This is a genomic window from Micromonospora sp. NBC_01699, assembly GCF_036250065.1.
GTDB lineage: Bacteria > Actinomycetota > Actinomycetes > Mycobacteriales > Micromonosporaceae > Micromonospora_G.
On the sequence record NZ_CP109199.1, the window covers coordinates 1,692,351 to 1,714,530 of the forward strand.

General features: G+C 71.8%; 19 protein-coding genes and 1 pseudogene. 12 read left to right on the plus strand and 8 right to left on the minus strand.

Annotated elements, in window-relative coordinates; all coding sequences use genetic code 11:
- Nucleotides 1-36: 36 nt before the first annotated feature.
- Nucleotides 37-270 (minus strand): DUF7455 domain-containing protein, encoded by a 234-nt coding sequence (locus tag OG792_RS07680; protein WP_329108529.1) that lies wholly within the window; start codon nucleotides 268-270, stop codon nucleotides 37-39.
- A 244-nt stretch (nucleotides 271-514) separates the two neighbouring features.
- Nucleotides 515-2,137 (minus strand): RNA polymerase sigma factor, encoded by a 1,623-nt coding sequence (locus tag OG792_RS07685; RefSeq protein ID WP_329108530.1) that lies wholly within the window; start codon nucleotides 2,135-2,137, stop codon nucleotides 515-517.
- Between the two features lie 286 nt (nucleotides 2,138-2,423).
- On the opposite strand from OG792_RS07685, the gene OG792_RS07690 reads away from it, so the two are divergent.
- Complete coding sequence (locus tag OG792_RS07690) at nucleotides 2,424-3,248, plus strand: inositol monophosphatase family protein (RefSeq protein WP_329108531.1); 825 nt, start codon at nucleotides 2,424-2,426, stop codon at nucleotides 3,246-3,248.
- Nucleotides 3,249-3,388: 140 nt separating this feature from the next.
- On the opposite strand, the gene OG792_RS07695 is transcribed toward OG792_RS07690, so the two are convergent.
- A complete protein-coding gene (locus OG792_RS07695; protein ID WP_329111151.1) occupies nucleotides 3,389-3,907 on the minus strand; it encodes a LytR C-terminal domain-containing protein in 519 nt (172 codons plus the stop codon).
- A gap of 437 nt (nucleotides 3,908-4,344) precedes the next feature.
- On the opposite strand from OG792_RS07695, the gene OG792_RS07700 reads away from it, so the two are divergent.
- Together OG792_RS07700 and OG792_RS07705 are read left to right on the plus strand one after the other, a co-directional pair.
- A complete protein-coding gene (locus OG792_RS07700; protein ID WP_121159124.1) occupies nucleotides 4,345-4,641 on the plus strand; it encodes a DUF4193 domain-containing protein in 297 nt (98 codons plus the stop codon).
- A 147-nt stretch (nucleotides 4,642-4,788) separates the two neighbouring features.
- Nucleotides 4,789-5,697, plus strand: coding sequence for a hypothetical protein (locus tag OG792_RS07705; RefSeq protein ID WP_442932389.1), 909 nt, complete (start codon nucleotides 4,789-4,791; stop codon nucleotides 5,695-5,697).
- Here OG792_RS07705 and OG792_RS07710 read toward each other — a convergent pair.
- Nucleotides 5,694-6,278 carry a DUF3093 domain-containing protein gene (locus tag OG792_RS07710; protein ID WP_329111152.1) on the minus strand — a complete coding sequence of 195 codons (585 nt, stop codon included), beginning with the start codon at nucleotides 6,276-6,278 and terminating at the stop codon, nucleotides 5,694-5,696. The genes OG792_RS07705 and OG792_RS07710 overlap by 4 nt on opposite strands.
- Before the next feature lie 127 nt (nucleotides 6,279-6,405).
- Between OG792_RS07710 and dut the strand changes: the two genes are divergently transcribed.
- The 4 genes and pseudogenes from dut to OG792_RS07730 all read left to right on the plus strand — a co-directional run bounded on the left by dut (nucleotide 6,406) and on the right by OG792_RS07730 (nucleotide 9,186).
- The gene (dut, locus tag OG792_RS07715) at nucleotides 6,406-6,909 is read left to right on the plus strand and encodes a dUTP diphosphatase (protein WP_329108533.1); all 504 of its coding nucleotides are present in this window, start codon (nucleotides 6,406-6,408) and stop codon (nucleotides 6,907-6,909) included.
- Nucleotides 6,910-7,124: 215 nt separating this feature from the next.
- Nucleotides 7,125-7,784 (plus strand): annotated as a pseudogene (locus OG792_RS07720) (DUF3710 domain-containing protein); the annotation flags it as partial.
- 282 nt (nucleotides 7,785-8,066) lie between these two features.
- Nucleotides 8,067-8,447 carry an OB-fold nucleic acid binding domain-containing protein gene (locus tag OG792_RS07725; protein ID WP_329108534.1) on the plus strand — a complete coding sequence of 127 codons (381 nt, stop codon included), beginning with the start codon at nucleotides 8,067-8,069 and terminating at the stop codon, nucleotides 8,445-8,447.
- Nucleotides 8,448-8,490: 43 nt separating this feature from the next.
- On the plus strand, nucleotides 8,491-9,186 hold the full coding sequence (locus OG792_RS07730; protein ID WP_329108535.1) for a DUF3159 domain-containing protein: 696 nt from the start codon (nucleotides 8,491-8,493) through the stop codon (nucleotides 9,184-9,186).
- Nucleotides 9,187-9,207: 21 nt separating this feature from the next.
- Here the strand turns inward: OG792_RS07730 and OG792_RS07735 are convergent, their stop codons facing one another.
- Together OG792_RS07735 and OG792_RS07740 are read right to left on the minus strand one after the other, a co-directional pair.
- On the minus strand, nucleotides 9,208-9,897 hold the full coding sequence (locus tag OG792_RS07735) for a potassium channel family protein (protein WP_329108536.1): 690 nt from the start codon (nucleotides 9,895-9,897) through the stop codon (nucleotides 9,208-9,210).
- Nucleotide 9,898: 1 nt separating this feature from the next.
- On the minus strand, nucleotides 9,899-10,564 hold the full coding sequence (locus OG792_RS07740; RefSeq protein ID WP_329108537.1) for a potassium channel family protein: 666 nt from the start codon (nucleotides 10,562-10,564) through the stop codon (nucleotides 9,899-9,901).
- A gap of 169 nt (nucleotides 10,565-10,733) precedes the next feature.
- On the opposite strand from OG792_RS07740, the gene OG792_RS07745 reads away from it, so the two are divergent.
- Together OG792_RS07745 and OG792_RS07750 are read left to right on the plus strand one after the other, a co-directional pair.
- Nucleotides 10,734-12,815, plus strand: a complete 2,082-nt coding sequence (locus OG792_RS07745) for an APC family permease (protein ID WP_329108538.1) — start codon at nucleotides 10,734-10,736, stop codon at nucleotides 12,813-12,815.
- Nucleotides 12,812-14,215, plus strand: coding sequence for a class I SAM-dependent RNA methyltransferase (locus tag OG792_RS07750; protein ID WP_329108539.1), 1,404 nt, complete (start codon nucleotides 12,812-12,814; stop codon nucleotides 14,213-14,215). The genes OG792_RS07745 and OG792_RS07750 overlap by 4 nt, the downstream gene beginning before the upstream one ends.
- A 33-nt stretch (nucleotides 14,216-14,248) precedes the next feature.
- Here the strand turns inward: OG792_RS07750 and OG792_RS07755 are convergent, their stop codons facing one another.
- Complete coding sequence (locus OG792_RS07755) at nucleotides 14,249-14,494, minus strand: hypothetical protein (protein ID WP_329108540.1); 246 nt, start codon at nucleotides 14,492-14,494, stop codon at nucleotides 14,249-14,251.
- 225 nt (nucleotides 14,495-14,719) lie between these two features.
- On the opposite strand from OG792_RS07755, the gene dxs reads away from it, so the two are divergent.
- On the plus strand, nucleotides 14,720-16,708 hold the full coding sequence (dxs, locus tag OG792_RS07760; RefSeq protein ID WP_329108541.1) for a 1-deoxy-D-xylulose-5-phosphate synthase: 1,989 nt from the start codon (nucleotides 14,720-14,722) through the stop codon (nucleotides 16,706-16,708).
- A 134-nt stretch (nucleotides 16,709-16,842) separates the two neighbouring features.
- Here the strand turns inward: dxs and OG792_RS07765 are convergent, their stop codons facing one another.
- Nucleotides 16,843-18,033 carry a hypothetical protein gene (locus OG792_RS07765; protein WP_442932390.1) on the minus strand — a complete coding sequence of 397 codons (1,191 nt, stop codon included), beginning with the start codon at nucleotides 18,031-18,033 and terminating at the stop codon, nucleotides 16,843-16,845.
- Nucleotides 18,034-18,251: 218 nt separating this feature from the next.
- On the opposite strand from OG792_RS07765, the gene OG792_RS07770 reads away from it, so the two are divergent.
- Complete coding sequence (locus tag OG792_RS07770) at nucleotides 18,252-20,189, plus strand: hypothetical protein (RefSeq protein WP_329111153.1); 1,938 nt, start codon at nucleotides 18,252-18,254, stop codon at nucleotides 20,187-20,189.
- Between the two features lie 52 nt (nucleotides 20,190-20,241).
- Nucleotides 20,242-22,125 (plus strand): hypothetical protein, encoded by a 1,884-nt coding sequence (locus OG792_RS07775; RefSeq protein ID WP_329108543.1) that lies wholly within the window; start codon nucleotides 20,242-20,244, stop codon nucleotides 22,123-22,125.
- Nucleotides 22,126-22,180: the final 55 nt, after the last annotated feature.

Sequence of the window (22,180 nt, forward strand, 5' to 3'; positions counted from 1 at the left end):
CAGGGGCCCCTCCGGTCGTCTATATGGGGTTTCGTATCAGTTCGCCATCAGATCGGCGCCACGCCACGTGAAATCTGGGTCAGCCGCGAACCGGACCGTGATCTTCACCAGATCTTCGGCGTACTTGTTCGCGTGATGTCCACAGAACACCAGCTCGCTCCCACCCGCGAGGGTGATCCGGAGCTTGCCGGCGGCGTTGCAGCGGTCGCACCGTTCATCGGCGGCTGGGGGAGCCGCCGTTGCGGGCGGCGGCGTGAGGGTCGGGTTCATCGCCTTCCTCCTCGGGTCGTCACCGATGAACACTCTCTTCGGTCGTTGCTCACCTATCCTGCAACACCCTGGCGGGGTGTGGCCTTCCCAGTGTGCCCGCGGGGGACCGAGGTCACACGTGGTAGAGACAGTGTGCCGTGCACCAAGGGTGCCACGTCAACGATCACAACCGGGAAACCGGCCGATCGCTATCGGGTGTTGTACACCTGGTGATCAAAGCGACACAACTAGTTGACGTTTTGGGTCAGTCAAGATAGTCCCGGAGGACCTGGGAACGGGACGGATGGCGCAGTTTCGACATCGTCTTCGACTCGATCTGCCGGATCCGCTCGCGGGTGACGCCGTACACCTGTCCGATTTCGTCCAGGGTGCGGGGCTGTCCGTCGGTGAGTCCGAAGCGCAACCGCACCACCCCGGCCTCCCGCTCGGAGAGGGTCTGGAGCACCTGCTGGAGCTGGTCCTGTAGCAGTGAGAAGGAAACCGCGTCGACCGCGACGACCGCTTCGGAGTCCTCGATGAAGTCGCCGAGCTGGCTGTCGCCCTCGTCACCGATGGTCTGGTCGAGTGAGATCGGCTCCCGCGCGTACTGCTGGATCTCCAACACCTTCTCAGGTGTGATGTCCATCTCTTTCGCCAGTTCCTCCGGGGTGGGCTCGCGGCCCAGGTCCTGGAGGAGCTCGCGCTGGATCCGGCCCAGCTTGTTGATCACTTCGACCATGTGCACCGGGATGCGGATGGTGCGGGCCTGGTCGGCCATGGCGCGGGTGATGGCCTGGCGGATCCACCAGGTGGCGTAGGTGGAGAACTTGTAGCCCTTGGTGTAGTCGAACTTCTCGACGGCGCGGATGAGGCCGAGGTTGCCCTCCTGGATCAGGTCGAGGAAGGCCATGCCGCGCCCGGTGTAACGCTTGGCCAGCGAGACCACCAGTCGGAGGTTCGCCTCCAGCAGGTGGTTCTTCGCCCGTTCCCCGTCGCGGGAGATCCAGCCGAGGTCGCGGGTCATCTGGACGACGAGCTTCTCCTCGCCCTCCTCGGCCGCGCGCAGGCGCTCGGCGGCGTAGAGGCCGGCCTCGATCCGCTTGGCGAGCTCGACCTCCTGCTCGGCGTTGAGCAGCGGGACCTTGCCGATCTGCTTGAGGTACGCCCGGACCGAGTCGGCGGAGGCGGTCAGCTCGGCGTCGCGCCGAGCCTGCTTGAGCGCCTCGGACTCCTCGTCGTCCCACTCGAAGTCGTTGTCGGTGGCGGCACTGGCCGCGTCCGTCTCGGCCGCCTGGGCCAGCTCGGCCGGCTCCTCGACGACGACATCCTCGATCTCGGCGGCGAGCGCCTCGGGATCGATCTCGCCGTCGACCCCGCCGTCCTCGGCCGACTTCGGCTTGACCGCGGTTTTGGTGGCCTTCGCGGCCCCGGTGGCGCCCGTGGCGGCGCCGGCCGCCTTCGTGGCCCTACCCACCCGCGCTGCGGGCCTGGCGGCCGTCTCAGCGGGTTTTCCGGCCTCACCGGCGGCGCGGGGGGCGGCAGCCGCCTTGCGGGCCGGGGTGGCCTCGTCCGAGCCCGCGGCCTGCTTGGGGGCGGGCGCCGCCTTCTTGGCCGTGGCCTTGGCGGTGGTGGCCCGCGAGGCGGGGGTGGCCGATCGGGCCGCGGCGACCCGGCGGCGGGTGCTCGCGGAGCCGTCGACCACGACGGTCACGCCCGCGTCGGAGAGCGCCCGTAGGATCTTCTTGGCCTGGGCCGGAGTCACCTCAGCGGACTCGACCGTGCGCGCCAGCTCAGCCGACGTGAGCTGGCCGCCGGCGTTTTGCGCATGGGCGATCAGGGTGTCGGTGAGGGAGCGTACGTCGGCGCCGGTGTGGCGGGGTTCTGTCACGAATGACCTTCCGGAGGCGATGAGCGAGCACGGCCGATTCGGCCAGCGCAGCGCTAGGCGTCGTGCCGGACCGATGTGGTTGAGGGACCCCCGAGTCCCGGGCCGGCCGGTGTCGGCGGTCCGTGGCGCGTGGGCAGGCGTGAATTGTAACGCCGTCTGCGGGGTTCCTCCCGCGCCGCACGCCGAAACGGCGGCTGGAGGCCGCCGACTCGGAGCGCATGTGGACTTTGTAAGGATGATACTCGTGTCCGGCGCGGACGTCGCAGCCGTGCGAGAAGGGGACGCGATGGGTAGCAGCCGACCGACCGCCGAAGAACTGCTGGAGCTGGCGCTGGAGGTGGCCCGGGCGGCCGCCGGTACGGCCCGCCGGATGCGCGCCGAGGGGGTCTCCGCGGTGGCCACCAAGAGCACCGCGACCGACGTGGTCACCGCCGCCGACCGGGCGGTGGAACGGCAGGTCGTCGCGGCCCTGCGGGCGGCACGGCCGGACGACGCGGTGCTCGGCGAGGAGTACGGCGCCGCCGCCGGTCCCGCCGGAACGGGCCCGGGTGGCGTCCGGTGGATCTTGGATCCCATCGACGGCACCGTGAACTACCTGTACGGCCTGCCCCACTACGCCGTGTCGCTGGCCGCGGAGGTCGACGGCGAGATCGTCGCGGGAGTGGTGCGCAACGCCGCGACCGGGGACGAGTGGACCGCGACCCTGGGCGGTGGGGCCTGGCGGGACGGCCGCCGGCTGGGCGGCTCGACCGAAACCGATCTCGGTCAGGCGCTGGTCGCCACCGGATTCGGCTACGACCCGGCCCGCCGCGCCCACCAGGCCGGGGTGCTGGCCGGACTGATCACCGCCGTACGCGACGTCCGCCGGTTCGGTGCGGCCGCCCTGGACCTCTGCCTGGCCGCCGAGGGCGCCGTCGACGCGTACTACGAGAAGGGGCTCAACCACTGGGACCACGCGGCCGGTGGGTTGATCGCCGCCGAGGCGGGGCTGCGGGTGGCCGGGCTGGCCGGTGCGGCGCCCGGACCGGATCTGGTCATCGCCGCGCCGCCGGCCCTGTTCGAGCCGCTGCACGAGCGGCTGGCCCGGCTCGACGCCGCCGGGGGACCGTGACCCGCGGAGCGGAGCGTGCCCTGCCGGGTGGACGAATCCATCTGTTCGGATGAAACCGATCCACCCCTTCGGTGGAAACCGAACCGGCCCCACTCCCGCTGGTCGCGGGGGCGGGGCCGGTTCCGGTCGGTACGGCCGGATCAGCTCGCGTCTTCCTTCGCCGGGCAGGTACCCGGCTCCAGCTTCGGCGAGCCGAGCCCGGTCAGGGCCTGGTTGACCTCGGTGCTCGTGGCGAGCTGGGTGTAGCTGTTGCCGATCACCACGTCGACCGTGTCGTCCTCGCGGTTGGGGTCGTACTCCGGCTCGGCCTCGTCCAGGAAGTACGCCTTCAGCAGGTGCGCCGAGGCGATCCCCTTGGGGCCGTACCGCAGCACCGCCACCCCCTCGACCGGCTTGCTGTCGTTGCCCTGCTTGACGACCTGGAACTTGCGGTTCTTGAAGTCCGTCGCGACGTTGGCGGCCAGGGCGGGGGTGTCGGTCGCATTGTAGACAGCGATCTTGACGTCCTTGGCCTCGCGGAGCGCGATGTTGGCCCGCTTGAAGCCGGCCGGGCAGGCATCGTCGGCGGCGGAGCCCCGCTGCGTGTCACGGAGCAGGGCGGTACCGACGAAGACCAGGGCGAGCACCGCCAGCACCCCGACGACGACAAGTGCGCGCACCCGGGCAAAACTCATCTGGTTGGCTCCCGTACAGGTGTGGTCCGTGGTGCCGGTCGGCTGGTGAGAACCGGCCGCCGTCGGCTACCGAGTATGCCGGTGAGGCTAGCCGTTGTCCGGCCCGGCGCGGAAACCGGCAAACCTGCCGGCGTGCCGACGCCGTTCGGCCTACCGCTACCCCTATCTTCGTGTCGCCTGAGTCACATTGGGAACAACTCTGGCCGCTCGGGCGTACATGCATGCCGCGAGGGCGGTATACATGCCTCGCCCGATGGGGGGTAAGGTACCGCGCTCGCCAGGGGTGTTCTCCTGGCGGCCGTGGCCCGGGCACCGAGCCGGGGTCGGCGACCGGAAAAAGATGACCGGCCAGCGGGAACCGAAACAGTGTCTTCCGGCGTTACAACCGGAAGCGACTATATCGATATGGGAGAGTGAAACCGATGGCCACCGACTACGACGCCCCGCGTCGCGACGAGGTCGACCTCGGCGAGGACAGCCTGGAAGAGCTGAAGGCCCGGCGCGTCGACTCACAGTCGGGCGCCGTGGACGTCGACGAGGCCGAAGTCGCCGAGAGCTTCGAGCTTCCGGGTGCCGACCTGGCCGACGAGGAGCTCACGGTCAAGGTGCTGCCGATGCAGTCGGACGAGTTCCGCTGCGCTCGCTGCTTCCTCGTACACCACCGCAGTCAACTCGCCGTGGAGCGCAACGGCGAGCTGATCTGCCGCGAGTGCGCCTGAGCTGGACACCGACGCCGGGGGGCGGCGGTACGGGAACGCGGCAAGGGTAGGCCGCGTTCGATTCGAGATGCGCGGGTGGCACCGACCTGCTTGACTCGATCCGACCGACTCGACGTTGGACGGATCGCCACGGCTGGAGGTCAGCGCATGACCCGCTCCGAGCAGGCGCCGGAAACCCCTGCGGGGGTGCCGGCGCCGACTGGGGGGACCGGTCCGGTGGGCAATCCACCGGACACCGAGTTGGAGAGCGCCGAGGGTGACCTCGGTGCGACCATCGCCGCGTTGGCCGAGGACGACATCGGTCCGGCGCGGCGCCGCCGGCTGCTGGGCCGGCTCGTCGGCCAGGTTCGTGCCCGCGGTCTGGGCGACCTGTTCCGGCCCAGGGCGGCGATCCGCTGGATGAGCGACGTGGTCGGTGAGGTGGTCCCGCACATCCCGATCCGGGATCGGGACACGCTCCGGCGGCACTACGACGGCCTCGACGGCGACGCGCTCGCCGAGCGGTTGATCCGTAACGCGGCTCGGGCCACCGCCGGGGTGGGTGCGGCCGGCGGTGGGGTGGCGGCGGTGGAGTGGGCGGTCACGCCGACTCTGCTCTCCGCACCGGTGCTGCTGGCCGCCGAGACGGTCGCGGTGGTGACCATCGAGATCAAGCTGATCGGCGAGCTGCACGAGGCGTACGGGGTGCGGCTGGCCGGGAGCACCACCCAGCGGGCCAGCGCCATGATCCAGTCCTGGGCGAGCCGGCGCGGGGTGAACCCGTTCCTGCCCGGCATGGGGGTGAGCGCCGTACTCGGCCCGGCGGTGCGCAAGCAGCTCCGGGAGACGTTGCTGCGGCGGTTCGGCCGCAACCTGACCACCCTCGCCCCGTTCCTGACCGGCGCCGCGGTGGCCGGCTATCTCAACCGGCGGGCGACCCTCCAGCTCGGCGACGCGATCCGGACCGACCTGCGCAAGCAGTTCCGGGCCATCACCGGCCCGCCGGAGCTGGCCATCGGCGACCGACCCGAATCGGCACCGGACCGGCCGGGCGGGGCTGAGCCGGGCGGGGCCTAACCGGCCGCCGGCGCGGTGTTGGTGGCGCTACCGGCGTCGGACCGATCGGCCGTCCGGGCCGGGTCACCAGCCACCGGGTCGGTCGTGCCGGCCGGGCCACGAGCCACCGGGGCGGTCGTCCCGGCGGGGCCACGAGCGGCCAGGATCGCCTCGGCGAGCCGCACCGGGTACCGGGAACTCACCACCCAGTACGGGGTGGGATCGGCCGGGTCGTCGAGAACCACCTGGACGGCACCCGCCACCCAGGGGCGTTGCACCACGAAGGCGAGCGGGTCCGCGCCGACACCGAGGACCTCGCGGCGTCCCTGCGCGTCCAGGGCGATCGCGTCGCTGACGTACCCGACCGGCAGCCGGGCGTCGTCGACCAGCAGCTCGCCGTCGCGTACCCGGATCGTGATCCGCCCCACCCGCCAGAGCCCGAGCGCGATCAACGGCAGTAGTACGGCGAACGGGACCCAGGCCCGTGCGCCGTCCGAGCCCATCCAGATCTCCATCGCGAGCAGGGCGCCGGCCACCATCCCGGCCAGCCACCCCCACCAGGGCAGGAGGAGCCGTTCGCGATAGCCGTCGGCGTCCGTCAGGGCCGGCGCGGCGGCGGAGGTGAGACGAGTTGGTGCCACAGTGTGAGGGTACGGCGCGGCGCGGCGGGGTGACCCGGCAGGATAGAGGCCAGCGCCACGCACCCGACGGATCGGAAAGAGTGACACCGTGACCCAGGCCGTGCCCGTACCCGTCCGACAGCTCGACCCGGAACTACCGCTGCCGGCGTACGCCCATCCCGGCGACGCCGGTGCCGACCTGCTGGCGGCGCGGGACGTGGAGCTCGCACCGGGGGCTCGGGCGCTGGTACCCACCGGGATCGCGATCGCCCTGCCGGACGGCTTCGTCGGGCTGGTCCACCCGCGCTCGGGGCTGGCCGCCAGGCTGGGCGTGACGGTGCTCAACGCGCCCGGTACGGTCGACGCCGGCTACCGCGGCGAGATCCTGGTGAACCTGATCAACCATGACCGGGAGAACCCTGCCAAGATCTCTCGTGGCGACCGGATCGCGCAACTCGTGGTGCAGCGGGTGGAACACGTCCGCTTCCATCCCGTCGACGAACTTCCCGCCACCGCGCGGGGCGAGAATGGACACGGTTCGACGGGCGGGCACGCGGGTCTGGTCCCGCCACGCGACGCAAGCGAGCAGCAGGCAGAGAGGTCGGCACGGTGAGCACGAGGAGCGAGCGTTCCGGGGCGGCCCGCGTGGGACGCGGCTGCGCCGGAATGCGAGTAGAGCTTGCGAGCCCCGCAGTCGCGAACGAAAGGTCGGCACGGTGAGCGCGAGGAGTGAGCTTGCGAGCCCCGCAGTCGCGAACGAAAGGTCGGCACGGTGAGCGCGAGGAGTGAGCTTGCGAGCCCCGCAGTCGCGAACGAAAGGTCGGCACGGTGATCTTTTCCCGAGGACGCGGCGGACGGCACGCGCGTGACGAGCGGGCCGGTGGGTCCGAGCCGGCGTCGGTCGACCAGCCCGTGGACGACCTGTCCGACGCCCCGGTCCGCGCCGGGGGCCCGTACGACGTCTCCGAGGCCCCGTCCGGGGTGGAGCGACTCGACCTGGGCAGCTTGAAGATCCCCGCGATCGCCGACGTCGAGATCCGGGTCCAGGCGGACCCGGAGGGCGTGGTCCAACAGGTGGTGCTGCTGCACGGGGAGAACGCGTTGCAGCTCGGCGTCTTCGCCGCGCCCCGGTCCGAGGGCATCTGGGACGAGGTGCGCCAGGAGATCCGCGAGTCGCTGTTCAAGGAGGGCACCGCGGTCGAGGAGAGCGACGGCGAGTACGGCGTCGAGCTGCGGGCCCGGGTCCGTACCCCGGAGGGTTTGACCGACCTGCGGTTCGTCGGCATCGACGGGCCGCGCTGGATGGTCCGCGGTGTCTACCAGGGCCGGGTGGCCAGCGACCCGGACGCCGCCGGTCCGCTCGCCGACTGCCTGCACGGTCTCGTGGTGGACCGTGGCCAGGAGGCCAAGCCGGTCCGTGAGCCGCTGCCGCTGCGTCTGCCCAAGGAGATCGCCGAGCGGCAGGCGGCGGAGGCCGCCGCGGCCGGTACCGCACCGGGCGGCGAATCCGTGATCCGGGCGGACGGCGGTGGCCCGGACGGGGCCGGCGCGACGCCCGTGGCGCGGGTCAACGGCAGCGGCCCGGACCAGCCACAGGCCCGCCGGGGCAAGCCCTCACCGAGGCCGCGCGGGTCGGCCTGAGCGGTGTTCCGCCGGTCCGCGGCGGTCCGGCACGGCGGCGTACGCTGAAGGCACGGTCCCCGTCGGGACCGGCTGGAACTGGCCGCGACCGGATGATCCGGGGCGGTTCGAGGAGGGTGGCACGGGGTCATGGCGACCGACGAGGGTCGGGGGTCGCTGCGCAACCTCCTACAGCGGCTGACCGCGAGCGAGGCCGAGATCGAGGCGCAGGAGCTGCGCCGGGAGAGCGCGCAGTGCGGGGCCACACCGGCCGGGCTCTGCCGTCGGGGCGAGCTGGTGTCGATCTCCGGGCGGCTCCGTACGGTGGTGTACACCCCACGGACGAACCTGCCCACCCTGGAGGCCGACCTCTACGACGGCACCGACGTGGTGACCCTGGTCTGGCTGGGGCGTCGGCACATCATCGGCATCGAGCCGGGGCGGCAATTGACCGTTCGTGGTCGCGTGGCGATCCGGGATGACCGTAAAGTCATCTACAACCCGCACTACGAGTTGGAACTGCCCCGTTGAGTACGAGGCCGGGCAGCCGCCGCCCCGAACGGAAGACGCGCAGATGACGACTGGACCACAGCCGGCCGCCAAGGTCGACGCCGACCCGGCGGACGAAGCCCCGCTGCCCAGCATGGCCGAGCAGGTGGCCGAGCAGCTCGGCGGCTGGCGAGGGATGGTCGAGTCGAGCGTTCCGGTGCTCGTCTTCGTCCTGGTCAACGTGCTCGCCGAGCTGCGCCCCGCGCTGATCGCCTCGCTGGCCGTCGCGGTCGCCATCGCGGTGCTGCGGCTGGTGCAGCGGCGGCCGATCCGGCACGCGGTCAACGGCCTGTTCGGCATCGGCGTCGGCGCCTTCATCGCCTTCCGCAGCGGTGACTCGAAGGACTTCTACCTGCCCGGCATCCTCTACGGCATCGCGTACGGCCTGGCGCTGCTGGCGTCGGCCGCGATCCGGCAGCCGCTGGTCGGCTGGATCTGGTCGGTGCTGGTGGCCAAGGGCAAGTCGGAGTGGCGGCACGACGCCCGGCTGGTGCGTACCTTCACCTGGCTCACCGTGCTCTGGGGTGTGGTCTGGCTGGCCAAGGTCGGCGTTCAGGCGGCGCTGTACCTCGCCGACCAGGAGACCGCGCTCGGGGTGGCCCGGCTGGCCCTGGGCTACCCGCCGTACCTGCTGCTGCTGGCGATCACGGTCTGGACGGTGCGCCGGGTGACCCGGGATTCGCCGCCGGCCGGTACGGCCACCGCGGCCAGCCCGAGCTGACCGCGGTTCCGGTTCTGCCGGTCAGCCTTCCGCCCGGGTCCGTTCGACGCTGTCGGGGCCGAGGATGACCTCGCGGACCGCGTCCTCCACCTCGGTGGTGCAGACGAAGATCAGCTCGTCGCCCGCCTCAAGCGGGTCGTCCGGGCTCGGCACCAGCACCCGTCGCCCGCGCAGGATGGCGACCAGGGCGGCGTCGCGGGGCAGCGGTACGGCGTGGATCGGGTGCCCGACGTAGGGCGCGGCCTTCGGCAGGGTGATCTCGACCAGGTTCGCCTCGCCCTGGCGGAAGGTCATCAGCCGGACCAGGTCGCCGACCGTGACCGCCTCCTCGACCAGCGCGGCCATCACCCGGGGCTTGCTCACCGCCACGTCGACCCCCCACTGGTCGGTGAAGAGCCACTCGTTCTCCGCCCGGTTCACCCGGGCCACCACCCGGGGCACCGCGAACTCGGTCTTCGCCAGCAGCGACACCACCAGGTTGACCTGGTCGTCACCGGTCGCCGCGACCACCACGTCGCAGCTGGCCAGGTCGGCCTCCTCCAGGCTGGCCAGCTCGCACGCGTCGGCGAGCACCCACTCGGCGGCGGGCACCCGTTCCGGGCGCAGCATCCTCGGCTGGCGTTCCACCAGCATCACCTGGTGGCCGTTGTCGATCAGCTCCTGGGCGATGGACCGGCCCACGTTGCCGGCACCGGCGATGGCGACCCGCATGTCACTGTCCCCCTTCGGGCGGCGCGCCGGCCACCGTCGTGACCCCGCCGGCCATGTCGTCGGTGACCAGCATGAAGAGCTGGTCACCCTCCTGTAGAACGCTGGACGCGGTGGGCAGCGTGCCGATGCCGAACCGCATGACGTACGCGGCGCGGGCGCCGGTCGCCTGTTCGATCGCCTTTATCGGGCGGCCGATCCAGTCCTTGTGCACCGGCACCTCGATGATCGACACCGTGCTGGTGGGGTCGCGGAAGATCTCCACGTTCCCCTCCGGCACCAGGTGGCGGATCATCCGGTCGGCGGTCCACCGGACGGTGGCGACGGTGGGGATGCCGAGCCGCTCGTAGACCTGGGCCCGCTTCTGGTCGTAGATCCGGGCCGCCACCCGCGACACCCCGAACGTCTCCCGGGCCAACCGGGCCGAGATGATGTTGGAGTTGTCGCCGCTGGAGACCGCGGCGAAGGCGTCGGCCCGCTCGATGCCGGCCTGGCGCAGGACGTCGCCGTCGAACCCGATCCCGGTGACCGTGATCCCGCCGAAGTCGGGGCCGAGCCGGCGGAAGCTGTCCGAGTTCTGGTCGATCACGGCCACCGAATGACCGCGGGACTCCAGACTGTGGGCGAGCGTCGAGCCGACCCGCCCACACCCCATGATCACGATGTGCACGGTGCTTCCTCCTGGCGTGAACCGTGTGCTCCACCCGGCGGCCGGGGGACTCCCAGAGCGTGCCATGCCGGTGGCAGCTCACGCCGCCCGACCGTACCGGTTCGCCGGGGGGAGAGGTTGATCGCCACCCGATGCCGATGAGCCGGTCCCGGTCGTACTCTTACCGGTTGTGGCCAGTCCCACCTCTCTGATGAAGCGGCTGCTGCTCGGTCGACCGTTCCGGTCCGACAGGTTGCAGCACACCCTCCTACCCAAGCGCATAGCTCTGCCCGTCTTCGCCTCCGACGCGCTCTCCAGCGTGGCCTACGCGCCGGACGAGATCCTGCTGACCCTGTCGATCGCCGGTGCCTCGGCGTTCGTCTTCTCGCCGTGGGTGGCGCTGGCCGTCGTCGTGGTCATGCTCACCGTGGTGGCGAGTTACCGGCAGAACGTGCACGCATATCCGTCGGGTGGTGGCGACTACGAGGTGGCCACGGTCAACCTGGGCCCGAAGTTCGGGGTGGGGGTGGCCAGCGCGCTGCTGGTCGACTACGTGCTGACGGTCGCGGTGTCGGTTTCCTCGGGGGTGGCGAACCTGGGCTCGGTGGTGCCGTTCGTGGCCACCCACAAGGTCGGCGTCGCGGTGGCGGCGGTGGTGATCCTGACCGCGATCAACCTGCGTGGCCTGCGTGAATCGGGTACGGCCTTCGCCATCCCGACCTACGGCTTCATGATCGTCATCATCGGGATGGTGCTCACCGGTCTGATCCGGATCTTCGTGCTCGGTCACGACCTACAGGCGCCCAGCGCCGGGTTGCAGATCCAGGCCGAGCACAGCGTGACCGGTTTCGCCCTGATCTTCCTGCTGCTGCGGACGTTCTCCTCCGGCGCCGCCGCGCTGACCGGGGTGGAGGCGATCTCCAACGGCGTACCGGCGTTCAAGCCGCCGAAGAGCAAGAACGCGGCCTCTACACTGCTGTGGCTCGGGATCGTCGCGATCACCATGCTGGTCGGCATCGTCACGTTGGCCCACCTGACCCATTTGCAGTTCGTCGAGGACCCGGCCCGGCAGATCATCGGCGGACCCGAGGGGTACGTGCAGAAGACGGTCACCACCCAGCTCGGTGAGACGGTCTTCGGCAGCGGCTCGTTCCTGCTCTACATCGTCGCCGGGGTCACCGCGCTGATCCTCTTCCTGGCCGCCAACACCGCCTTCAACGGGTTCCCGGTGCTCGGCTCGATCCTGGCCCAGGACCGCTACCTGCCCCGGCAACTGCACACCCGGGGCGACCGGCTGGCCTTCTCCAACGGCATCGTCTTCCTCTCCGTCGCCGCGATCGTGCTGATCGTCGGCTTCCAGGCCGAGATCACCCGACTGATCCAGCTCTACATCGTCGGCGTCTTCGTCTCCTTCACCCTCTCCCAGGCCGGCATGATCCGGCACTGGAACCGGCTGCTGCGGGTGGAACGCGATCCGGAGCGGCGCCGGAAGATGATCCGGTCCCGGGGAATCAACGGCTTCGGCATGGGGCTGACCGGCGTCGTACTGGTGATCGTGCTGATCACCAAGTTCCTGCTCGGTGCCTGGATCGCGATCGCCGCGATGGCCGTGATCTACCTGCTCATGCTCGGCATCCGCAAGCACTACGACACCGTCGCGGCCGAGCTGACCCCGGCCGAGGGGCGGCCCATGCTGCCCGCCCGCAACCACGCCATCGTGCTGGTCAGCAAGGTGCACCAACCCACCCTGCGGGCGGTCGCGTACGCTCAGGCGACTCGACCGGACACGCTGACCGCGGTCACGGTCAACGTCGACGAGAAGGACACCCGGGCGATCCAGGACGAGTGGGAGCGGCGTGAGGTGCCGGTCCCGCTGACCGTGATCGACTCGCCGTACCGGGAGATCACCCGGCCGATCCTCGACTTCGTCGCCTCGGTGCGTCGCGACGCACCCCGCGACGTGGTCACCGTCTTCATTCCCGAGTACGTCGTCGGCCGATGGTGGGAGAACCTGTTGCACAACCAGAGCGCGTTGCGGCTCAAGGGCCGCCTGCTCTACGAGCCCGGCGTGATGGTGACCAGCGTGCCGTGGCAGCTCGCCTCGACCGCGACCAAGGACCTGGACCGGTACGACGCCACGCTCAGCCGTGGCCCGGCCCGTGGCCCGCGCGGTGCCAGTGTCGGCCATGCCCCGCTGACCCCGGCCCCGGCCCAGCCGCCGGCGGTCGCGCCGACGCTGACCGATCCCGACCCGACGGAGCGGCCCCGATGAGCCGGACCGAGGCGCCGACCGGCGCGGCACCGGACCAGACGGAGTCGGTGGAGCGGGCGGAGTTCGTGGTGTTCGTGGACCAAACGGATTCGGCGGAGCGGGTAAGGCGGGTGGAGTTCGTGGACCAGGCGGAGCGGGTGGAGCAGGCTGAGTCGGGCGTGGCCGGGAGCCGGGCGGCGGACTCCGGTCCGGGCGAGGCGGAGCTGGTCGAGTTGACCATCGACGCGGTGGCGCCGGGCGGGCACTGCGTGGGCCGGCTCGACGGTCAGATCGTCTTCGTCCGGCACGCGCTCCCCGGCGAGCGGGTGATCGCAGAGATCACCGAGGTGAACCGGGGATACCTGCGGGCCGACGCGGTGACCGTGCTCGAACCCTCGGCGTCTCGGGTCACCCCGCCGTGTCCGTACGCGGGTCCGAACCGGTGTGGTGGCTGCGACCTGCAACACGTCGAGCCGAGCGCCCAGCTCGACTGGAAGGCCGACGTCGTACGCGAGCAGTTGCGCCGGCTCGGTCGGCTCACCCCGGAGGAGATCGACGCCCTGGGCGTACGGGTCGAGACACTGCCCGGCGGACCGCTCGGCTGGCGGTCGCGGGTCCGGTACGCGGTCGACGCCGCGGGTCGGGCCGGTCTGCTCAAGCACCGCTCGCACGAGGTGGTGCCGGTCGACCGGTGCCTGATCGCCCACCCCGCGATCCAACTCCTGCCGGTGCTCTCGACCGACGGGCAGCGGTGGCCGACCGCCGAGGCGGTGGAGACGGTCGCCTCCACCGGCGGTGACGTCGCCGTGCAGACAGTGGTGGACGGCACCCCGGTCGCCGAGCGGGGGCCGGCGACGGTCCGCGAGCTGGCCGCCGGACGGGAGTGGCAACTGCCACCGGACGCGTTCTGGCAGGTCCACCCGGCCGCCGCGGACACCCTGGTCGACACGGTGCTGGAACTGCTCGAACCGCGTACCGGTGAACGGGCCTGGGATCTCTACGGCGGCGCGGGGTTGTTCGCCGCCGCGCTCGCCGGCCGGGTCGGGCCGACCGGGCGGGTCACCATGGTCGAGGCGGCGCCGTCCGGCGTCGCGGCGGCCCGGGAGAACCTGACCGACCTCGGGCAGGTCGAGGTGGTGTCGGCGAAGGTGGAGACCGCACTGGCCCGCCGCCGGATCACCGGACCGGTGGACCTGGTGGTGCTGGACCCGCCGCGGACCGGTGCGGGGGCCGAGGTGGTCCGGGCGTTGACCGGCGTCGGCGCACGGGCGATCGCGTACGTGGCCTGCGACCCGGCGGCGTTCGCCCGCGACGTACGGATCTTCGCCGAGGCCGGCTGGCGGCTGGTGGCGCTGCGCGGGTACGACATGTTCCCGATGACCCAGCACGTGGAGTGTGTCGGGCTGTTCACCCCGGCCTGACCGGTCGAATCGGATCCGCTGCCGCGCGGTGGCTCAGTGCGGCAGCAGGTGGTGTACGGGAGCGGCCGGGCTGCCGGCGGCCCGCCGTTCGGCGCGGGCCTGGGTCCGGTCCCTGAGCCGGATCCAGGCGATGATCACCAGGAGCAGGGGAAGCAGCGGCAGGCCGACCAGGACGACGACGATCAGTGCCAGGAGTTGGCCGGTGGCGTACCGGCCGGACATCCGGCTCGGCCGGGCGTTCGGGCCGGACCAGTGCGGGTGACTACCGGGAGGCGACATCTGTAACACCTCTGACAGAGGAGGGTGTTACCGCCATATTAACGTCGTCCCTGCTCGGAGTGCCTGTGTCATTACTGCCCGTGGTTGTCGCCGATCCGGTGGAAGGCGCTGCCTGATCGGCGTACGGGCCGACCCGGACGGCAGCGCTCCCGCCCTCGGACGAATCTCCGAGCACGATCTCGGCCCGGGCTGCGGTAGCCGCCGGGGCCGATAGACTCTCCGGTCATGAGAGTTGAAGAGGGTGCGGCCACCCCTGGTCGGCTGCTGGCTACCGTCCGCAGCCCCCAGGACGTCAAGCGGATGTCGGCCGAGGAACTCGACCTGCTCGCCGCCGAGATCCGGGACTTTCTGGTCGCCAAGGTGTCCCGCACCGGTGGCCATCTCGGCCCCAACCTCGGCGTGGTCGAGCTGACCCTCGCCATGCACCGGGTCTTCGACTCGCCCCGGGACCGGTTCCTGTTCGACACCGGGCACCAGGCGTACGTGCACAAGATGGTGACCGGCCGGCAGGACGGCTTCGACAATCTCCGCCAGCGCGGCGGGCTCTCCGGCTACCCGAGCCAGGCCGAGAGCGAGCACGACCTGATCGAGAACTCGCACGCCTCCACCGCGCTCTCCTACGCGGACGGGCTGGCCAAGGCATACGCCCTGCGCGGTGAACGCCGCGACGTGGTCGCCGTGGTCGGCGACGGCGCGCTCACCGGGGGCATGTGCTGGGAAGCGCTGAACAACATCGCCGCCGCCCGCAACCCACTGGTCATCGTGGTCAACGACAACGGCCGGTCGTACGCGCCCACCATCGGCGGCCTGGCCGACCACCTCTCCACGCTGCGGCTCAACCCCGGCTACGAGCGGGTGCTCGACGTGGTCAAGGACGCCCTCGGCTCGACGCCGCTGGTCGGCCGTCCGATGTACGAGGTGCTGCACGCGGTCAAGAAGGGCATCAAGGACGCGGTCACGCCGCAGGCCATGTTCGAGGACCTCGGCATCAAGTACGTCGGCCCGGTCGACGGGCACGATGTGGCCGCAGTCGAGTCGGCCCTGCGCCGGGCGCGGGGCTTCGGCGGTCCGGTGATCGTGCACGCGGTCACCCGCAAGGGCTACGGCTACCGGCCGGCCGAAGAGGACGAGGCGGACTGCCTGCACGGCCCGAGCAGCGCGTTCGACGTGGCAACCGGCAAGCTGCTCGCCGCGCCGTCGGTGAAGTGGACCCACGTCTTCGCCGACGAGCTGGTGGCGATCGCCGACGAGCGGCCCGACGTGGTCGGCATCACCGCCGCCATGGCCGAGCCGACCGGCATCGCCTCGCTGGCCCGCAAGTACCCGGAGCGGGTCTACGACGTCGGCATCGCCGAACAGCACGCGGCCACCTCGGCGGCCGGGCTCGCGCTCGGTGGCCTGCACCCGGTGGTGGCGGTCTACGCGACCTTCCTCAACCGCGCCTTCGACCAGGTCCTGCTCGACGTGGCGATGCACAAGCTGCCGGTCACCTTCGTGCTGGACCGGGCCGGCATCACCGGCCCGGACGGGCCGAGCCACTACGGCATCTGGGACATGTCCGTCTTCGGGGTGGTGCCCGGCCTGCGGATCGCCGCCCCCCGCGACGCCGCCACGCTGCGCGCGGAACTGCGCGAGGCGGTCGCCGTCGACGACGGCCCGACCATCCTGCGTTTCCCGACCGGTTCGATCGCCAAGGACCTGCCGGCGGTGCGCCGGTTCGGCACCGTTGACGTGCTGGCCGAGTCGGCACGCAAGGACGTGCTGCTGGTCGCCGTGGGCGCGTTCGCACCGCTCGGCGTCGAGGTCGCGACCCGGGTGGCCGAGCAGGGCTACGGCGTGACCGTGGTCGACCCGCGCTGGATCCGTCCGATCCCCGAGGACCTGGTGACGCTCGCCGGCTCACACCGCCTGGTGGTGACCGTCGAGGACGGCGTACGCGCCGGTGGGGTGGGTGACGCGCTGGCCAAGGCGATGCGCGACGCCGACCTGCTGGTGCCGCTGCGCGACCTCGGGGTCCCGCCGGTCTTCCAGCCGCACGGCACCCGCGCGCAGATCCTGGCCGACCTCGGGCTGACCGCCCAGGACGTGGCCCGCGACGTCACCGGTTGGGTGTCCCGCCTGGACGCGCCGATCGAGCCGGTCCGGATCTCCGCCGGAAGCGGCGACCGGCCGGCCACCGGCGAGCGCACCAAGGGCCACAGCAGCCGCTCCTGACGAGCGCAAACTCCGCCGCCGGCGGGATGACCGGTCACCGGTCGTTCCCGCCGGCGGTTCGTGTTGTGCGCCGGTCGTCTCCCCGGTGGTTCGTCTCGTTCGCCGGTGCCGTGCGGGTGACGCGCGATGCGCGCCTACTGACCGCCCATCTGGCGCTGGTAGGACTTGTCGGCGGAGTTGAGGGTGAACGTCACGCGGGTGGCCGGCTTCTCGACCACGGCCAGACCCGGCCGGTCCACCAGGCGGGTCACCCCGGCCGGCAGGGCCAGGCTGGTCTCCGAGTTGGCCCGCCAGACCAGCACCACCAGGTTCCGGTCCGGGGTGGGCAGCTCGTACGCCTGCAACGGGTTCACCCGGTCCGCCTCGGAGACCACCGGGTCGCCCTGTGCCGGCCGCAGCACGACGGCGTTCATCATGCCCGCGTCGGTGTGCCAGGAGAGCTGGTCGAGGCGACCGGCTTTCTCCGTACCGAAGCGGACCTGACCGAGTGGCTTGGTGGCGACCCGGTCGGCCGGCCACGAGGTCGGTACGGAGCCGAGGTGGTCCCGGTCGTGGATCCGGCGCGGAACGCTGCCGAACGGACCCGTGGCGGTGGCCAGCACACAGGTGTCCAGACCCTCCAGGGCGCTCAGCCCGGACCCGGACTCGTCGACCACCAGCGGATAGCGCGGCCCGGCGATCCCGGTGCCCAGGTCGAGCAGCCGGTCGTTCGCCCTGCCCTGGGGCAGCGACTCGGTGCTGCGCAGCCGGGCGGTGATCGGCACCGCACCGCAGCGCGGTACGGCGACCGGCGCGCTGACCCCGTCGGTCACCGGCAGCGGCTTGCCGTTCGGGCCGAGTAGCCGCTCGACCCGGGTGGAGGTCAGGTAGCGCCGGCCCTCCGGCACCACCACCGGCAGCACGTCGGAATAGATCAGGTAGCCCGGATCGGAGTAGTCGACGGCGTTGGTGACCTCGAACTCCGCGCCCCGCCCGGTGAGCTGGAGCAACCAGGAGGCCGCGTCACCGGGCACGTCTGCGGCGACCAGGGCCAGCGGGCCGCCACCTTCGAGCTGCCCGAGCCAGAGGATGCCGGACGAGGAGATGTGCACCCGGTCGTCGACCGGGGAGCGCCAGCGCGCCACCGCGCGGGTGACGGCGGCGGTCGCTTGTGGATCCGTGACCAGACCGCCCCGGGCCGGCCAGGTCTCCAACGCGCCGTCGCGGGAGTCGGCACCGACCCTCAGCGGGTCGGACGGCTCCACCGTGCTCGGGCCGCAACCCGTGCTGACCAGGGCCAATGTCAGCACCGCAGCCAGTACACCGCCACGACGGACCGAAACCACCTGTAAGCCCCCGATCCCGTCGGCGTGCTGCGGAAGCCACATCTTACGAGATCTCGGGCGGGGCTCGGGCGTCACCTCGCAAAGCCGTCCCAGCTTTTGGCGGCCCACGCCTGGCGTACGGATCTCGTTGCGCAAACCCGTACGTGCCGTCCGATACGTCCGTGACGCTCCGGTAGACTCCGCCGACTGTGACGCTTGCCGAGCCACGTCTCGAAACCATGCCGGATCCGGAGGCTCCCGGGTCCGGCGGGCCCGCTGCCATTGATCCGACCGGTGAGCAGGGCCCGGTTTCCGTCGATGCCGGCGGCGGGTCCGTCGGGCCGGACGATGGCGCCGGTACGCGACGGACACCGCCGCCCTCCGGTTCGGACCAGGGCACCGTGGACCGGTCCGGCGATCCGGGTACGCCCGTGCGCCGCTGGCCGACCCGCCGCCGGGACCTGCTGGTGTTCGGCGCGTTCCTGCTCGCGGCGTTCTGGGTGACCAGCCAGATCTGGCTCGACCCGGCCGGTCGGGTGGCGTCGCTCTACAGCAGCGACCCGGCCCAGGTGCAGTTCTTCCTGGCCCACTCCGTACGGGTGGTGTTGCACGGCGAATACCCGTTCTTCACCGACCGGTTGAACTATCCTGACGGGGTCAACCTGATGGCGAACACCGCCGTCCTGGGGCTGGGCATCCCGATGATCCCGGTGACACTGCTGTTCGGGCCGGCGGTGTCCTTCGTGGTCCTGGTGACGCTCGGCCTCGCCGGCACCGCCTCGGCCTGGTACTTCGTGCTCTCGCGGTACGTCGTCCGCAACCCGATCGCGGCGATCGTCGGCGGTTGGTTCTGCGGGTTCTCCCCGGCGCTGCTCTCGCACGCCAGTTGGCACCCGAACATCATCTCCCAGTTCCTGCTGCCGTTCATCGTCTGGCGGGTCATCCTGCTGACCCGGTCCACCCGGGTCGTCCGGGACGGGATCATCCTCGCGCTGCTGGTCAGCTACCAGGCGTTCATCAACGAGGAGATCCTGCTCTTCACCGCCCTGGCCTGCGGCGTCTTCCTGGCCGCCGTGCTGGTCCAGCAGCCGGGCAGGTTCCGTACGGCGTGGCGGCCACTGGCCGGCGGGTTGGCGGTCTGCGCCGTGCTCGCCGTCGCCCTGCTCGCGTACCCGCTCTACGTCCAGTTCGCCGGGCGGCAGGCGTACCACGGGCTCAGCGACGCGGTCCGCGACTACGGCAACGACCTGGCCGCGTTCGTCAGTCCGGGCTCGCCGACCCTCGGCGGCAACGAGCGGGCCAACGCCAACCTGGCCCCCAACTACTCCGAGGAGAACGCGTTCTTCGGCTGGGGACTGGCCCTGCTCACCCTGGGCATCGTGATCTGGCTGCGGCGCGAGGTGATCGTCCGGGCGCTCGCCGCGACCGGCCTGATCTTCGCCGTCCTGTCGCTCGGCGAACGGGTCTCCTACTGGAACCGGGACCTGTTCTGGGGTCCGTGGGAGTGGCTGGTCAAGCTGCCGCTGCTGGACGCGGTGGTGCCGACCCGGTTCGGTCTGATCACGACCGTGGCGATCGGCCTGCTGCTGGCCCTGGCCGTCGACCGGGCCTGGTCCCTGGAGAGCGTCGACCGCCGGGTCCGCCGGGTCGGGGTGGTCACCGCGCTGGCCGTCGTGCTGCTGCCGCTGGTCCCGCTGCCGTTGAAGATGAGCTCCCGGCCGCCCGTACCGAACTTCATCTCGTCCGGCCACTGGCGGCAGTTCGTCGGCCCGGACCAGTCGCTGGTGCCGGTGCCGGTGCCGGCGATGGGGCACACCAACGGCATGCGCTGGGCCGCCTCGACCGACCTCGACTTCAAGATCCCCGGCGGCTACTTCCTGGCCCCGCGCAACGGCAACACCGGCGATCCGGGCCGGTTCGGCGGGCGCCCGAGCGGGGTCAGCGAACTGTTGGACGAGGTGTCGACCACCGGCCGGGTGCTCACCCTGACCGACCGCGAGCGGCGCCGGTCCATGGACGAGCTGCGGCACTGGCAGGCGGCGATCCTGGTGCTGCCGGTCCGGGAGCACCACGCCGAGCCGCTGCGCCGGACCGTGGAGCAGATCGTCGGCCCCGGCCGGCGGGTGGACGACGTGTGGCTGTGGGACATCCGTACCCTGACCGCCCCGACCAGCTGATGCGGCGGACCGGGGCCGGCTGGGCCGGCGGCGGAACACCGGTACCGGTCGGATGAATCCGACCGGGGGAGCGGAACCGGCCCGGACCGCGGTGGTCACCGCGGTCGAGGACACCTCTCCCGGTACGCCGACCGCCGACGCCCCCACCGCCGACCCGACCCCGGCCGGTGGCGGCCGTACGGGTGCCCGGATCACCGCCGCGTGGCGGGGCCGCCGATGGCCGGTCGACCTGGCGGTGGTGGTCGGCTACCTGCTCGCCGCCGGTTACGTCACCGGTCGGCTCTGGCTGAATCCGGACCACACCACCCGGGCCGGCAACGACCAGATGCTCTTCGAGTGGATGCTGGCCCGCGCCGCACACGCGGTCACCCACCTGGAGAACCCGCTCTACAGCAGCGCGCTCAACGCCCCGGACGGGGTCAACCTGATGGCCAACACCTCGGTGCTCGGCCTCGGCCTGCCGCTCACCCCGGTGACCCTGCTGTTCGGCTCGCACACCACGTTCCTGCTGGCGATCGTCGGCTCGCTCGCCGGCACCGCCGCCGCGTGGTATCTCTTCCTCTCCCGCCGGTTGGTCCGCTCCCGGTTCGCCGCCTGCGTCGGCGGGCTGCTCTGCGGCTTCGCCCCCGGCATGATCTCCCAGGCCACCGGCCACCTGCACATGATCTCCCAGTTCCTGGTCCCGGCGATCCTCGCGCTGGTGTTCACCCCGGCGACCGACCGGGTGCTCCGGCGCGGCGTGCTGCTCGGGCCGCTGGTCGCGTACCAGGTGTTCCTCGGCGAGGAGGTGCTGGTCTTCCTGGTGCTGGCCTGCGGCCTGTTCACGGTCGGCTACGCCGGGGCGAGCCCGACCGCCGTACGCCGGCTCGGCCCGGCCTTTCTCGGTCGGCTCGGGACCGGTGCGCTGGTCGCGGGGGTGCTGCTGGCGTACCCGCTCTGGTTCCAGTTCCTCGGTCCGGGGCACTATCGCGGCCTGCCGTTCGACCCCGGCGCGTACGCGCTGGACGTCGGCTCGTTCACCTCGTCCGCCCGCCAGTCGCTGACCGGGCACGACTCGGTGCCGGGGCTGCTGTCACCGAACCCGACCGAGGAGAACTCGTTCTTCGGGCTGCCGCTGCTGGTCCTCTGCGCCGTGGTGGTGCTCTGGCTGTGGCGCCGGCCGGCGGTGAAGGCGCTGGCCGTCGGGGTGCTCGTCTTCGCCACCCTGTCGCTCGGCGACGAGATCCGGCTGGACGGCCGGCTGACCGGGCTGACCGGGCCGTACCGGCTCGTCGCCGACCTGCCGTTGCTCGACCTGGCGGTGCCGGCCCGGTTCCCGCTGGTCTGCCTGCCGATGCTGGCGGTCCTGCTGGCGCTGGCCACCGACGAGGTGTTCCGCCGGGGTCCGGCGACCCGGACCGATGGGCTGCCGGTGCGGCTGCTCTGGACCGGGGCACTGGTCGCGGTGGCGCTGCCGGTAGCGCCGCTGCCGCTGCGTACGGTGCCGGCCTGGCCGGTGCCGGAGTTCGTGGCGACCGGGGAGTGGCGGTCCTGGGTGCCGCCGGGGCGGACCCTGGTGCCGGTGCCGCCGACCCGGGGCGCCGAGGCGACCGCCGGGATGTACTGGTCGGCCCGGACCGGGTTGGCCTTCACCGCGCCGGGCGGCTACTTCATCGGCCCGACCACCCCGGACGACCGGCAGGCCCGGTGGGGCGCACCGGACCGGCCGACCGCCGTACTGCTGGACGGGGTGGCGTTCACCGGGCAGGTGCCGCCGATCGGCGACGAGCAGCGGCGGCAGGCGATCGAGGACCTGCGGCACTGGCGGGCCGCGGTGGTGGTACAGGGCGGCCTGCACCGGGGCGGCCCGGTCAAGGAAACCGTCGACCTGCTGCTCGGGCCGGGGCAGATGATCTCCGGCGCCTGGGTCTGGGACGTCCGCGACCGGGTGCCCTAGCCTCACGCCGACGCGTGGAACAGCCGGACGCCGGGTCGGGGCACCGGGATGGCGG